The organism is Nonomuraea sp. NPDC050451, assembly GCF_044458585.1.
The window spans coordinates 192,263-204,737 of record NZ_JBITHZ010000020.1; the positions used below are offsets into that span (position 1 = coordinate 192,263).

The window sequence follows — 12,475 nt, forward strand, 5'->3', positions numbered from 1 at the left end:
GTGGCTTGGGTGGTGGTGGATTAGCAGGTGTTGCGGTGCGGGAGTTCGGGGAGGTGCTGAGTCCACTCCTGGGGGGACAAGGCGCCGTACTGGGAGCAGATGTACGCGGCGTGATCCCGAGGCGCGGGGCCGTGGGTCAGGTCGATGGTCAGGACGGTTCCGTGTCCTGCCAGGACCCGTAGTTGTCGTCCGTCCTCGGTGATCGTGGCTTGGGCTGCGCGGTCGACGCCGGCCGTGGGTACTGCCCTGTCGGTCACCGGGGTGTCGGTGCCGTCATGGAGGCGCCAGACGCGTACACGGTCGCTGTCCGTGCTGATGAGCAGTTGCCCGTCCGGGCTGAACCGCAGGTGGCCCGGCGAGGGGCGTAGCCGGGTGGACCGGGTGGGCACTCCGTCGAGGTCGTAGATCTGGATGCCGCTTTCCTCGGCGATCGCCACTCGCTCGCCGTCCGGGGCGAACGTCGTGTACTCCCACGGCATCCGGTCCAGCCATGGTGCACGGGATGGCCGGGGCGGGCGGCGTATCTCCGAGTATTTGCCGGCGAAGACCAGCGCGACCCGATCCCCGGGACCCACCACCGCGTACTCGCCTACGAACGTGGCTCGTCGTGCCCTCAGGTCCCACGCCCAGCGCTCGCCCGACAGCCGGGCCGCCGCGAACAGCAGGCCGCCGCCCGGGCTGAACCATGCCGACTGTTCCCCGGGTGCGCCGAGGCCGCGGCCGAAGGGTGGGCCGACGCCGTTGCCGGAGGTGGTGTCCCAGAGGTACGAGCGGTCGACGCCGACGAGGGCCAGCGTGTGGCCGTCGGGGGACCAGGCCATGGCGCGTACGGTCTGGACCGGGCCCGCCGTTCGGGCGAGCTGGCGACGGGAGGCGATGTCGTACACGCGCAGGGTTCCCTCGTCGAGGGCGGCGAGGCGGGAGCCGTCGTCGCTGATGGCGTGGAGGGAGCGGGGCCCCGCGTACGGGTCGGCGAACACGTCCACCGCCGGATCCGCCGCCGTCAACGCCCGGCGCGCCTCGGGGATCGGGGCCAGGCGCCACGCGGCGAGGCTGAGCTTGCGGGCCGTCACCGGGTCCGCCAGTCGCAACGCCTCCGCCCGGGACGCCGCCACCTTCGCCATCGCCTGATCCAGACGTCCGTCGGCTGCGCCCCGCTGCCACAGGGCGAGCAGCACCACCACCGACAGCAGCCCCGCCATGACCGTCCACCGTCGGCGCGATCTCCGGCGTACCCTGGCGAGCCCCGCGTCGAGGAACGTCTGTTCGCCGGCGCTCAGCGTCACCCGCCTCCGGCCGTTGGCCGCCCACGCCAGTGCCCGGTCCAGCGGCTCCCCCCGGAACAGCGCCGCGTCCCGCCGCCCGCCCGCTTCCCATTGGCGGGCCGCCCGTGCCAGCTCCCTGTGTACGGCCAGCCCGTCGCGTTCGCTGTCCAGCCACTCGTGCAGCCGGGGCCAGGCTCGCAGAAGCGCCGCGTACGTTATCGCGAGAGAGTCGTCCGTCTGGGGCGGACTCGGTTGCCGTCCCACTTCCGCGCCGTGCGTCTCCGGCCCTCGGGGTCGATCCGCCGGCGTCCCAGGGGTGGAGGCCATGCCGCTCTTCTTCGGGCGGGAGTTGGTGGTGGGGGGCGGATTCTTCGGGGGTGGGTGGGGGGTGAGGAGGCCTGCCTTGCTGTACGCCTCCAGGACTCCGTCGATCGAGGTCACCTCGTCGGTGGCGCGGCCGGCGACCAGGTCGGCTCTGGAGGCGGTGACGATGGTGTCGGAGCCCTCGGAGTCCAGGCCCACCAGGCGGAGGAAGACGTCCGGGACCAGGTTCTGCTCGGCTGGGCTGAGTTGCGCGTACACGGTCTCGGCGCGGGTGCCCAGCGGCGGGTCGGAGACCGGCTCGGGCGGTAGCAGGCGGCCCTGCTGGGATTGTGGGGCGTCGAGGAGGGAGAGGAGGAGCTGGCGGGCGCTCGGGCGGCGTTCGGGATCTTGCTGCAGGGCGGCGGCCACCAGCCCGCGTAACGGGCGGTCCAGTCGCTCGCCGTGGCCTAATCGCTCGTCCGAGGCGTAGGCGGCGAAGATCAGCAGCCGTCCCCAGGCGTGCACATCCGCGGCTGTTCCCCAGGCACTCGCATCCCTGGTCGGTCCCCAGGCATGCACGTCCGTGGCCGGTCTCCGAGGGGCCGGGCCGGTCCTGCGGGGGTCCGGATCGGGTCTGCGGGGGTCCGGATCGGGTCTGCGGGGGTCCGGATCGGGTCTGCGGGGGTCCGGATCGGGTCTGCGGGGGTCCGGATCGGGTCTGCGGGTGTTCGCGTCGGCTCTGCGAGCGGCCGGGGTGGGGCTGCGGGTGGCCGCCTCGGCTCGCCGGGTGTCTGCTGTCGGGCGTCCATGGCCGTCCGCGTCGGGCTCCCGACCGTCCGGGTCGGGCTCGCGACCGTCCGGGTCGGGCTCGTGACCGTGCGGGGCTGGTGGGTGGGCGTCCGGGTCGGGTTCGCGAGCGTCTGGGGCTGGTGGGTGGGCGTTCGGGGTGGGGGGCCGGAGGGCTGGGTCCGGCTCAGGGGAGAGGGAGAGGCGCCAGCCCAGGCCGACCAGGCGGGGTCCCTCGGTGCCCAGGATGACCTTGTCGGGGGTGAGGGACCCGTGTACCGCGCCCGCCTCGTGGGCGGCGGCCAGCGCCGTGGCCACGGCGGTGGCCAGGCGGTAGAGGGCGTCGCCCGTGTACGGCCCGTGCCGGTCCACGACCTGCCGCAAGGTGGGACCGGGGATGTACTCGCTGACCAGGTAGGGCGGCTCGCCGTCCAGGCACGCCTCCGTCAGCCTGGCGACCGACAGCGACCGCACGCGCCCGGCCGCCGAGGCGGCGGTGGCGAGCCGGGCGCGGGCCTCGGCGTCCGGCAGGCAGGGCACGCCCAGCGCATGCCGCGTGCCCGACTCGTCGTAGGCCTCGCGGACGATGATGTGCCCGCCGCCGTCGAGCCGGGCGCCGAGCCAGTAGCCTCCCAGCCGATCAGTCATACGCCTCTTAACGGTCCAAGCGGGCCCGGTGCTGGGGCCATTCCTCTTCGAGGATGCCGAAATAGACCGTGTCGCGCCAGGTGCCGTCCGGCCGCTTGCGATGCCGCCGCAGAGTCCCCTCGTGCACCCCGCCGATGCGCTTGATGGCGTTCTGCGACCGGAGGTTGAGGTGGTCGGTCTTGAGCAGGACGCGGTTGTAGCCGAACTCGAAGGCGTGGTCGATGAGCAGGACCTTGCAACTGGTGTTCACGGCCGTGCGCCACACCGACCGGCCGTACCACGTCCAGCCGATCTCGATGCTCTCGTCGAAGCCCGGCACGTCGCCGTACGTGGTCCAGCCCACGGCCCGCCCGCTCTCCTTGAGCACCACCGCGAAGGGGACGTGGTTGTCGTCGGACATCAGCCCGAGGGCGACCTTCCCCAGCTCCTCCTCGGAACGCGGCGCGGACGCGGGCAGCCAGCGCCAGACCTCCTCGTCGGCGCCGGAGGCGGCGAACAGGTCGGGAACGTGGTCGAGGGTGAGCGGTTCGAGCCGGACGACGCCGTTCTCGAGCACCACGGGGGCAGGCAACTTCGCGGTCATGGCAGGCAACTCTAGGGGCGCCCGTGAAGTCCTGATTATGGCCACCTGCACCCTTTTGTGGGGAACCACCTGTCGACACTCATACCGGCCGGTCGGTACGCTCGCAGGCATGGACTTCGCCTATGACAGCGTCACCGAGGACCTGCGCGAACGACTGCTGCGTTTCATGGAGGAATGCGTCTACCCCGCCGAGGCCCCCTTCGAGGAGCAGGCGGCGACCAGCGGCTGGAGCCCTCCGCCCCTCATGGAGGACCTGAAGGACGAGGCCAGGAAGCGCGGCCTGTGGAACCTGTTCCTCCCGGGCGAGCACGGCGCCGGCCTGACGAACCTCCAGTACGCGCCGCTGGCGGAGATCATGGGCCAGAGTCCCACCATCGCCCCCACGGCCACCAACTGCGCCGCGCCCGACACCGGGAACATGGAGGTCTTGTCCATGTTCGGCAGCGAGTGGCAGCGCAAGGAGTGGCTGCAGCCGCTGCTCGACGGGGAGATCCGCTCCGCGTTCGCGATGACGGAGCCCGACGTGGCCTCCTCGGACGCCACGAACATCGCCACCTCCATCGTCAGGGACGGCGGCGAGTACGTCATCAACGGCCGCAAGTGGTTCATCTCCGGCGCGATGAACCCCAACTGCAAGATCTTCATCGTCATGGGCAAGACGAACCCGGACGCGCCCACGCATCGCCAGCAGAGCATGATCCTGGTGCCCCGTGACACACCCGGGCTGCACATCAAGCGCGGCATGCACGTCTTCGGCTACACCGACGCCGACCACGGCGGCCACGCCGAGATCGTGTTCGAGGACGTACGCGTACCCGTGGAGAACCTGATCGGCGAGGAGGGCGGCGGCTTCGCCATCGCCCAGGCCCGGCTCGGCCCCGGCCGCATCCACCACTGCATGCGCCTGATCGGCATGGCCGAGCGCGCAGTGGAGCTGATGTGCAGGCGGGCGCTGGCCCGGACGACGTTCGGCAAGCCCGTCGCCCAGCAGGGCGTGATCCAGGACTGGATCGCCGAGTCGCGGATCAGGATCGAGCAGCTGCGCCTGCTCGTGCTCAAGACCGCCTGGCTCATGGACACGGTGGGCAACCAGGGCGCGCACACCGAGATCCAGGCCATCAAGATCTCCACCCCGATCGCCGTGGAGTGGATCCTGGACAAGGCCGTCCAGGTGCACGGCGCGGGCGGCGTCTCGCAGGACTTCCCGCTGGCGGGGCTCTGGGCGGGCGCCCGCTCGCTGCGCCTGGCGGACGGCCCCGACGAGGTGCACAAGCGGTCCCTGGCCTATCGCGAGCTGAAGAGGTACATGTGAACGAGGCGGAGATCAAGGAGCGGGTCGCGGCATTCCTCGCGGAGCACGACCCGGACGGGGATCGGCTGGAGTTCCTGCGGGCGAGGTTCGACGCGGGGCTGGCCTGGGTGTGGTTCCCCGAAGGGCTCGGCGGGCTGGGCGTGTCGCGGGACCTGCAGCTGGTCGTGGAGCGGGAGCTGGCCGGCACGCCGCAGCTCAACACCGGGGTCCAGGGCATCGGGCTCGGGATGGCGGCCCCGACGATCCTGGCGTTCGGGACGGAGGAGCAGAAACGCCGCTTCCTCAAACCGCTGTGGACCGGTGAGGAGATCTGGTGCCAGCTCTTCAGCGAGCCAGGCGCGGGATCCGACCTGGCCACGCTCGCGACCCGCGCCGTCAAGGACGGGGACGAGTGGGTCGTCGATGGCCAGAAGGTGTGGACGTCCGGTGCCCATCACGCGAGGTGGGCCATCCTCGTCACCCGTACCGACCCTGACGTGCCGAAACACCGCGGCATGACGTACTTCGTCTGCGACATGCAGGCGCCGGGCGTCGAGGTGCGGCCGCTGCGGCAGGTCACCGGTGAGGCCGAGTTCAACGAGGTGTTCCTGACCGGCGTGCGGCTCCCCGACGACCTGCGGCTCGGCGAGGTCGGGGACGGCTGGCGGGTCGCGCAGACCACGCTGATGAACGAGCGCGTCGCCATCGGCGGCGCCCCCGTGCGGCGCGGCGGCGGCATGGTCGGCGTCGTGGTCGACTCCTGGCGCGCCCACCCCGAGCTGCGCACCCACGACCTGCACCAGCGGCTGCTGTCGCTCTGGGTGGAGTCGGAGGTCACCCGCCTGTCCGGGGTACGCCTGCGCGAGCAGCTCGCCGCCGGCCAGCCGGGGCCCGAGGGGTCCGGCATGAAGCTGTCGTTCGCCAAGCTCAACCAGGCGCTGTCCGGCTTCGAGGTGGAGTTCGGGCGCGACCTGGGCTACGACGACTGGACGTTCCGCCGCTCCGAGGACGTCGACTTCTACGGCCGCGGCCCCGGCTACCGCTACCTGCGGGCCAAGGGCAACTCGATCGAGGGCGGCACGTCCGAGATCCTGCGCAACATCATCTCCGAGCGGGTGCTCGGCCTGCCCTCAGAGCCTCGCGTCGACAAGGACGTGCCCTGGAAGGACCTGCCGCGATGACACTGCTGTACTCAGAGGTCGAGGAGGAGCTGCGGGCCGCGGTGCGCGGGCTGCTCGCCGACCGCTGCCCGCCCGCCGCCGTGCTCAAGCGGATCGAGTCCGAGCCGTACGACCTCGACCTGTGGAAGACGCTGGCGGGCGAGATCGGGGTGGCCGGGCTGCTCATCCCCGAGCAGTACGGCGGCGCCGGGGCGTCGGCCAGCGAGGCGGCCGTCGTGCTGGAGGAGCTGGGCAGGGGAGTGGCGCCGGTGCCGTTCTTCACCAGCTCGGTGCTGGCCACCCGTGCGCTGCTGCCGACCGGTCCAGGGAGCGGTGACGCCCTGCTGGAGGAGCTGGCCGAGGGCAGGAAGACGGCCGCCCTCGTCGTGCCGTTCGCGGCCTCCCCGTACCGGGCGGGCGCGGCCGTGCGGCTGGAGGACGGGCGGCTGACCGGGACCGTCACCGGGGTGGCCGGGGCCGACGTGGCCGACGTGCTGCTGGTGCCCGTCGGCGGCAGGGTCCACGCCGTGGAAGGGGGCGCGGTCGTCCGGGTCGTGCCGTCGCTCGACCAGACCAGGCCCGTCGCGACCGTCACCTTCGACGGGGCCGAGGCCAGGGACGTGGGGGAGTGCGACCTGGCCGAGGTGCTCAGGTTCGGGGCGGGACTGCTGGCGTCCGAGCAGCTCGGAGTGGCCGAATGGTGCCTCGACACGACGCTCGCCTACGTCAGGGAACGCCACCAGTTCGCCCGGCCGATCGGCTCCTTCCAGGCGATCAAGCACCGGCTGGCCGACCTGTGGCTGGACGTCGTACGGGCCAGGGCCGCCGCCCGGAGCGCCGCGACCGACGGCTCGGCGGTCTCCGTGGCCGTGGCCCAGTCGTGGAACGCGGGCGTGGCCGTACACGCCGCCGAAGAGGCCCTGCAGCTCCACGGAGGGATCGGGATGACGTGGGAGCACCCCGTGCATCTCTACCTCAAGCGCGCCAAAGCCGCGGAGATCGCGCTGGGCACGCCAGGCGACCACCGCGCGGCGCTGGCCTCACTCGTCGACGTGCCCGGCCCCGAGTGAGGTGAGCAGCAGGTCGGCGAAGTGCCTGCCCACCTGGGCGCCGGTCAGCGGCCCGTCCACGTGGAACCACGAGCCCAGGTGGTGCACCGAGCCGAAGAAGTAGTCGACGACCAGCTCCGCCGGTACCCGGTCGCTGAAGACGCCCTCGCGCTGGCCCTCGGCCACGAGGTCGCGGAAGCGCTCGTGGTAGCGGCGGCGCTCGGCGCGCACGCTCTTCTGCGTCTCGGGTGCGAGCAGATGCATCGACCTGAAGAAGATCTTGGAGTCGTCGAGGTTCGCGGCCGTGGTCTCCACGACGTCGGCGGCGGCCCGGTACAGGCGCCGCCGCACCTCGCCGGGACCCTCGGCGATCTGCGTCAGCCGCTCCATCTGCATGCGCAGCACCCGGGCATAGATCTCGTGCAGCAGGTCGTCCTTGGAGTCGAAGTAGTGGTACATGGCGCCTTTGGTGACGCCTGCCGCCACGACGATCTCCTGGACCGAGGTGCTCTCGAAGCCGCGCTCGGCGAACAGGCGGGTCGCCTCGGCGAGCAATCGCTGTCTGACCGGTTCCTCTTTCACATGTCCCCCTTTGTCACCTGCCTTAGCATACCGACTGGTCGGTTGAGGTCATTTGCTGGTCTTGCGGGTACTAATTACGTCACCTTAGGCTCGCCTTGGTTGAGGGGCGGGTATCCCTTGACTGGCGAGGGATCTTCGGCGTGGCAGATCCTGCAACACATCTACATTGGGGGTTTGCCGTGCCCGGTGGCTCTATCTATGTGCAACCAGACGAGAAGTACACAGGGTCTTCTCCGCAGTGGTGGTATGAGAAGTTCTGGCGTGAGGACGCCGCCAACCGGCGTAAGTCCAGGTATGTCAAGGCCGCTGTGGGGCTCGTGATCGGGGTCGCCCTGGCCCTCAGATTCGACCTTTCCGCGGCCGCTCCGCTGTTCGGCCTGCTCCTGGCCGGGATCGTGGCGGCGGGCGACTGGTTCCTCGACTGGCGTTCCTTCCACGCGACGGCCGTCTGGCGCGGTGCGCGGAAGGGAGAGGCGATCACCGGGAAGCTGCTGCGCAGGTCCCTCGGCCGCCTCGGCTACACCGTGCTCGACGGCCGCGCCATCCGCGGCCAGGCGTCGATCGACCACCTGGTGATCGGCCCGGGCGGCTTGTGGATCATCGACAACGAGTCCTGGAGCCCCGACACCGAGATCGCCTGCTACGCCGGCCGGCTGTTCTTCGGCGAGAAGTACGGCTCCAAGACGGCCAAGCCGCTGGTGGAGGCGTCCGAGGCGTTCGCCGAGCTGCTCAGCCGCGAGACGCGCATCCCGGTGACGATCACGCCGCTGCTCGCCGTCCACTGCGGGCTGCTGCCCAAGGGCGGCGTCGTGGTCGCCGAGGGCCTGACGCTGCTCAAGCCCCGGCTGGCGGCCAAGGTGATCAAGTCGTCCGACCATGTCGCGCTCAACGCGGAGCAGATCGAGCTGCTGACCCGCACCGCGGCCAGGGAGCTGCACCGCGCCTGAGGCTTCAGGCCAGCGTCTCGATGAAGGCCGTGAGCTGGGCGACGTTGCGGCACTCGTGCATGGGGACGACCGCACCGTACTCGCTCGCGACCGAGTCACCCGTGTCCCACTGCGCCTCGGGCTCGGGGTTGAGCCAGTACGCGTGCCGCGACCGGCTCACGAGCGACCTGAGCACGTCCAGGGCGGGCGGCTGGTAGTTGGAGCGGGCGTCGCCCAGGATCAGCAGCGAGGTCTTGGGGCCGATGGCGTCGCCGTACCGCTCGGCGAAGCGCTCCAGCGAGTGCCCGTAGTTGGTACGGCCGAAGCGCACCATGTCGGCCTCGTTCGTCAGCCTGGTCACGGCCTCGACCACGTCGGCGCCGGGGACGAAGAACCGGGTGATCTCGTCCACGGTGTCCACGAACCCGAACGCCCGCACCTTCGTGAACTGCTCCCTCAGCGCGTACGTGAGCAGCAGCGTGAAGTGGGCGAACGACGAGACCGAGTCGCTGGTGTCGCAGAGGATGACCAGCTCGGGCTTGTGCGGCCGCGGCGGCCTGAAGTGCGTGGTCAGCGGCACGCCGCCGCTCTGCAGCGAGGCCCGCACGGTCCTGCGGAAGTCGAGGCGGCCGCGCCTGCCCTTGCGCTGCTTGATCGTCAGGCGCGTGGCCAGGCGTCTGGCCAGCGGGTGGACCTCGCGGCGCAGCCTGGCCAGGTCGGCCTTGGTGACGCGGAGGAAGTCGATCTGGTCGAGCGGGGGGCGGACGGCGGAGCGGGCGATGCGCTCGATCCCCGAGTCCTCGGCGATGCGGCGGCGCACGTCGGTGGCCACGGCCTCCTCGAAGCGCCGGGTGTTGTCGTAGACCGTCCTGCGGACGTTCTTCTCGGCCAGGCCGCCGCGCTCCTGGCCCTGCAGGACGTTCTGGAGGATGCGGGCCATCAGCGTCTCGGGGGAGAGGGCGCGCATGACGCTGTAGGAGAACCAGTTCTGCCGCCCGGGGGTCGCGGACGGCTGGTGGCCGAAGCGCCCCACCATCGCCTGGGCGAACTCGCGCAGCTCCTGGTCGGTGCCGCCGGTCAGCAGCCGGGCGAGGTGGTCGCGGAGCTCGTCGACGGGGGCCGTCTCCAGGTCGATCGGCCGCTCGGCGCGCTCGGCGTGCATGCCGGACGTCGAGGCCGGGAACCACAGGTCGAACAGCACGTCGAACCCCGGCCGGTACGCGGGCTTCTTGACCAGCGTGGCCGCGTAGGCGGCCCGCAGCGACTCCCGCTCGCTCAGCTCGATCACCCGCAGCGCGTGCGCGGCGTCCAGCCCCTCGGCCACCGACACCGGGATCCCGGCCTCGCGCAGCGCCCGCACGAACCCGACATGCCTATCGATCAGCGACATCGGGCAGCCCCAGCTCCTTGACCGCCCGAGCCTGGTCGGAGGCGTGCTTGAGCACCACGCCCAGCGTCCCGGCCACCGTGGCCTCGTCCAGGTTGTCGCGCCCGAGCGCCAGCAGCGTGTTGGCCCAGTCGACGGTCTCGGCCACCGACGGCGCCTTCTTCAGCTCCAGCGCTCGCAGCGTGGCCACCGTCCTGGCCAGCCGCTCGGCCAGGTCGGCCCGGATGCCCGGCACCTGGCTGAGCACGATGTCGCGCTCCCGTTCGGGTGTGGGGTATTCGAGGTGCAGGTAGAGGCAGCGCCGCTTGAGTGCCTCCGACAGCTCGCGGGTGGCGTTGGAGGTCAGCACCACGTACGGCCGGCGCGTGGCGGCGATCGTGCCCAGCTCCGGGATCGTGATCTGGAAGTCCGACAGCAGCTCCAGCAGCAGCCCTTCGACCTCGACGTCGGCCTTGTCGGTCTCGTCGATGAGCAGCACGGCGGGGCCGGCGGTCCTGATCGCCTTCAGCAGCGGCCGCTCCAGCAGGAACTCCTCGGAGAAGATGTCGTCGTCCGCGCTGGTGGCCTGGATCCTGAGCAGCTGCTTCTTGTAGTTCCACTCGTACAGCGCCCTGGCCTCGTCGAGCCCCTCGTAACACTGCAGCCTGATCAGCTCGGCCCCGGTCGCCATGGCCACGGCCTTGGCCAGCTGCGTCTTCCCCACGCCCGCGGGGCCTTCGACCAGCAGCGGCTTGCCCAGCGCCGCGGCCAGGAACACCGAGGTGGAGATGGCGTCGTCGGAGAGGTAGTCCACGGCGGCGAGCCGCTCCGCCACCTCGGCGGGAGAGTCGAACATCGATGATCCTGTCTGCCGGAGCCGGGGGCCGAACTTTATTCTAGCCCCGACCGTCCGACAGGCCCGCCTGCTACCGATTCGACCAGGATGCGGATCACCGGTATATTCCTCTCTGCAAGCGCCGCTAGCTCAGTTGGTCAGAGCAGCTGACTCTTAATCAGCGGGTCCGGGGTTCGAGTCCCTGGCGGCGCACCACACGAAAAGGGCGGGGATGCCAAGGCATCCCCGCCCTTTTCGCTGTCAGGACCCGACGCTTTCGGTGTACTCCGCGTTCTCCGCGTTCTGGGCGCTCAGCTGCGCCTCCTGCTGTACCTCCTGGATCTGCTCCTGGGTGACGTTGAGGTTCCCGAACTCCTTGACCGCCTGGTAGTACGTCCAGGCCAGGCCGTTGCAGGTGGACTTGGAGACGCCCGAGTACTTGGCGCACACCTGCTTCATGTCGTAGTAGAACGAGTCATCGATGCGTGACTTGTTCGCCGGGAACTGGCTCACGTCCTTGTAGTTGCGGTAGCCGAAATCGTGCCTTCTGCACGGCATCCGGAAATCGAAGCCGAGCGGCTGGTCCGGGCTGCTCGAGCACAGGTCGGTCGACCAGTCGAAGGCGTAGTCGGCCCAGGCGGCCTGGTTCTCCCAGGCGGCCCGCCAGGACGAGGCGCTGGCGGCCGTGGGCTGGGAGAAACCGGAAAGGGCGGCGAGTTTCTGCTCCAAGGTCACCGCGTGGGCCGGCAACGCGAACCCGAGTACGGTGATCACAGAGAGGGCGAAAGCGGCGAGTAGCGCGCGGGATCGTCTGACCATGAGGACCTGCTCCTGTTGCCGGGGGGTCGGATGCACGTCCTCACGATGACCCGAAACCACTCCGAAGGGCAGAAGCAGATCTTGCTCAATTCCGAAAGAAGGGTTCGCCGAGTCTCGATCTTTACATGGCGCCGCTTTTCTGTCAGTCGTGGAGTCAGTGAGGTCCGATGCTCTCCAGGGTGAAGCGCGCGTTCCACTCCCGCACCCACCTGCGGCCGAAGCCCTCGGCCGAGTTCAGCGGCGTGGCGGCCGCGTCGAACTTCCCCGTCACCGGGTCGAAGGCGAAGTCCGCGGCGGTGTCCTTCCTGACGTTGTAGGAGTCGAAGTCCGGGTTGAACGTCTTGTTGCTCAGGCCGCCGGCGTCGTCGGTGTAGGCGAAGCCGCCCGACGCGATGCTCACCGACCGGGTCAGCACGTTGTGGGAGGGCACGTACACGGAGTCGGGGTCGCGCCAGACGTACGCCTCCGTGCACTCCGTGGTGCCGATGGCGGTGCAGATCCGGCCGCTGGAGTCCGCCGGGACGTACCAGGACCGGAGGTTCGGGTACTGGCGGCCGTAGTGCCGGTACCACTTCTCGACGTTCTCGCGCGTGTTGGTGAAGCCGGTGCCGTCGCCGACCTTCAGCATGTCGTTGAAGCGCTCGACCACGACCTTGGAGTTGGGCACCGGCAGCCGCCCGCCGCTCTCGTGGTAGAGCTTGTCGTGCCCCACATACGTCACGTCCTTGAACACGTTGTCGGTCGCGACGTTGCTGTGCCCCGACTGTTAGGGCCTGTACGGAGTTGAGATCAGGGGGATTCGCCTGCGCCTTGGCCTGGATCCTGGTAGGCCAACGGCATGGCACGTGGAGACCTCACCGAC

11 protein-coding genes and 1 tRNA gene are annotated in these 12,475 nt (G+C 70.4%); 5 read left to right on the forward strand and 7 right to left on the reverse strand.

The window, feature by feature from the left end; translation table 11 throughout:
• Window positions 1-20 precede the first annotated feature (20 nt).
• Together ACIBI9_RS42385 and ACIBI9_RS42390 are read right to left on the reverse strand one after the other, a co-directional pair.
• Window positions 21-3,002, reverse strand: a complete 2,982-nt coding sequence (locus tag ACIBI9_RS42385; RefSeq protein WP_397231204.1) for a hypothetical protein — start codon at window positions 3,000-3,002, stop codon at window positions 21-23.
• A 7-nt stretch (window positions 3,003-3,009) separates the two neighbouring features.
• Window positions 3,010-3,585 (reverse strand): GNAT family N-acetyltransferase, encoded by a 576-nt coding sequence (locus ACIBI9_RS42390; protein ID WP_397231206.1) that lies wholly within the window; start codon window positions 3,583-3,585, stop codon window positions 3,010-3,012.
• A gap of 109 nt (window positions 3,586-3,694) precedes the next feature.
• On the opposite strand from ACIBI9_RS42390, the gene ACIBI9_RS42395 reads away from it, so the two are divergent.
• The 3 genes from ACIBI9_RS42395 to ACIBI9_RS42405 are packed head-to-tail and all read left to right on the forward strand — an operon-like array spanning window position 3,695 to window position 7,106.
• On the forward strand, window positions 3,695-4,897 hold the full coding sequence (locus tag ACIBI9_RS42395) for an acyl-CoA dehydrogenase family protein (protein ID WP_397231208.1): 1,203 nt from the start codon (window positions 3,695-3,697) through the stop codon (window positions 4,895-4,897).
• Complete coding sequence (locus ACIBI9_RS42400) at window positions 4,894-6,057, forward strand: acyl-CoA dehydrogenase family protein (RefSeq protein WP_397231210.1); 1,164 nt, start codon at window positions 4,894-4,896, stop codon at window positions 6,055-6,057. Before ACIBI9_RS42395 ends, ACIBI9_RS42400 begins: the two co-directional genes overlap by 4 nt.
• Window positions 6,054-7,106: an acyl-CoA dehydrogenase family protein gene (locus ACIBI9_RS42405; protein ID WP_397231212.1), complete on the forward strand. Its 1,053-nt coding sequence runs from the start codon at window positions 6,054-6,056 to the stop codon at window positions 7,104-7,106. The genes ACIBI9_RS42400 and ACIBI9_RS42405 overlap by 4 nt, the downstream gene beginning before the upstream one ends.
• On the opposite strand, the gene ACIBI9_RS42410 is transcribed toward ACIBI9_RS42405, so the two are convergent.
• Window positions 7,077-7,667 (reverse strand): TetR/AcrR family transcriptional regulator, encoded by a 591-nt coding sequence (locus ACIBI9_RS42410; RefSeq protein ID WP_397231214.1) that lies wholly within the window; start codon window positions 7,665-7,667, stop codon window positions 7,077-7,079. The two genes, ACIBI9_RS42405 and ACIBI9_RS42410, sit on opposite strands and share 30 nt — an antisense overlap.
• 308 nt (window positions 7,668-7,975) lie before the next feature.
• Here ACIBI9_RS42410 and ACIBI9_RS42415 point away from each other — a divergent pair, with 308 nt between their 5' ends.
• On the forward strand, window positions 7,976-8,614 hold the full coding sequence (locus tag ACIBI9_RS42415; RefSeq protein WP_397231216.1) for a nuclease-related domain-containing protein: 639 nt from the start codon (window positions 7,976-7,978) through the stop codon (window positions 8,612-8,614).
• Window positions 8,615-8,618: 4 nt separating this feature from the next.
• On the opposite strand, the gene ACIBI9_RS42420 is transcribed toward ACIBI9_RS42415, so the two are convergent.
• Both ACIBI9_RS42420 and ACIBI9_RS42425 read right to left on the reverse strand, forming a co-directional pair.
• Window positions 8,619-9,983, reverse strand: a complete 1,365-nt coding sequence (locus tag ACIBI9_RS42420) for a VWA domain-containing protein (RefSeq protein ID WP_397231218.1) — start codon at window positions 9,981-9,983, stop codon at window positions 8,619-8,621.
• Window positions 9,967-10,815, reverse strand: a complete 849-nt coding sequence (locus ACIBI9_RS42425) for an AAA family ATPase (protein ID WP_397231220.1) — start codon at window positions 10,813-10,815, stop codon at window positions 9,967-9,969. The genes ACIBI9_RS42420 and ACIBI9_RS42425 overlap by 17 nt, the downstream gene beginning before the upstream one ends.
• Before the next feature lie 118 nt (window positions 10,816-10,933).
• On the opposite strand from ACIBI9_RS42425, the gene ACIBI9_RS42430 reads away from it, so the two are divergent.
• A tRNA-Lys gene (locus ACIBI9_RS42430) sits at window positions 10,934-11,010 on the forward strand.
• Between the two features lie 45 nt (window positions 11,011-11,055).
• On the opposite strand, the gene ACIBI9_RS42435 is transcribed toward ACIBI9_RS42430, so the two are convergent.
• On the reverse strand, window positions 11,056-11,613 hold the full coding sequence (locus ACIBI9_RS42435) for a phospholipase (RefSeq protein ID WP_397231222.1): 558 nt from the start codon (window positions 11,611-11,613) through the stop codon (window positions 11,056-11,058).
• Window positions 11,614-11,767: 154 nt separating this feature from the next.
• Window positions 11,768-12,346, reverse strand: a complete 579-nt coding sequence (locus ACIBI9_RS42440; RefSeq protein ID WP_397231224.1) for a hypothetical protein — start codon at window positions 12,344-12,346, stop codon at window positions 11,768-11,770.
• Window positions 12,347-12,475 lie beyond the last annotated feature (129 nt).

Bases quoted from the DNA above. Each gene is read 5' to 3' on its own strand.
- ACIBI9_RS42385 (WP_397231204.1), bottom strand. From the start codon at position 3,002: ATGACTGATCGGCTGGGAGGCTACTGGCTCGGCGCCCGGCTCGACGGC.
- ACIBI9_RS42390 (WP_397231206.1), bottom strand. From the start codon at position 3,585: ATGACCGCGAAGTTGCCTGCCCCCGTGGTGCTCGAGAACGGCGTCGTC.
- ACIBI9_RS42395 (WP_397231208.1), top strand. From the start codon at position 3,695: ATGGACTTCGCCTATGACAGCGTCACCGAGGACCTGCGCGAACGACTG.
- ACIBI9_RS42405 (WP_397231212.1), top strand. From the start codon at position 6,054: ATGACACTGCTGTACTCAGAGGTCGAGGAGGAGCTGCGGGCCGCGGTG.
- ACIBI9_RS42420 (WP_397231218.1), bottom strand. From the start codon at position 9,983: ATGTCGCTGATCGATAGGCATGTCGGGTTCGTGCGGGCGCTGCGCGAG.
- ACIBI9_RS42425 (WP_397231220.1), bottom strand. From the start codon at position 10,815: ATGTTCGACTCTCCCGCCGAGGTGGCGGAGCGGCTCGCCGCCGTGGAC.
- ACIBI9_RS42435 (WP_397231222.1), bottom strand. From the start codon at position 11,613: ATGGTCAGACGATCCCGCGCGCTACTCGCCGCTTTCGCCCTCTCTGTG.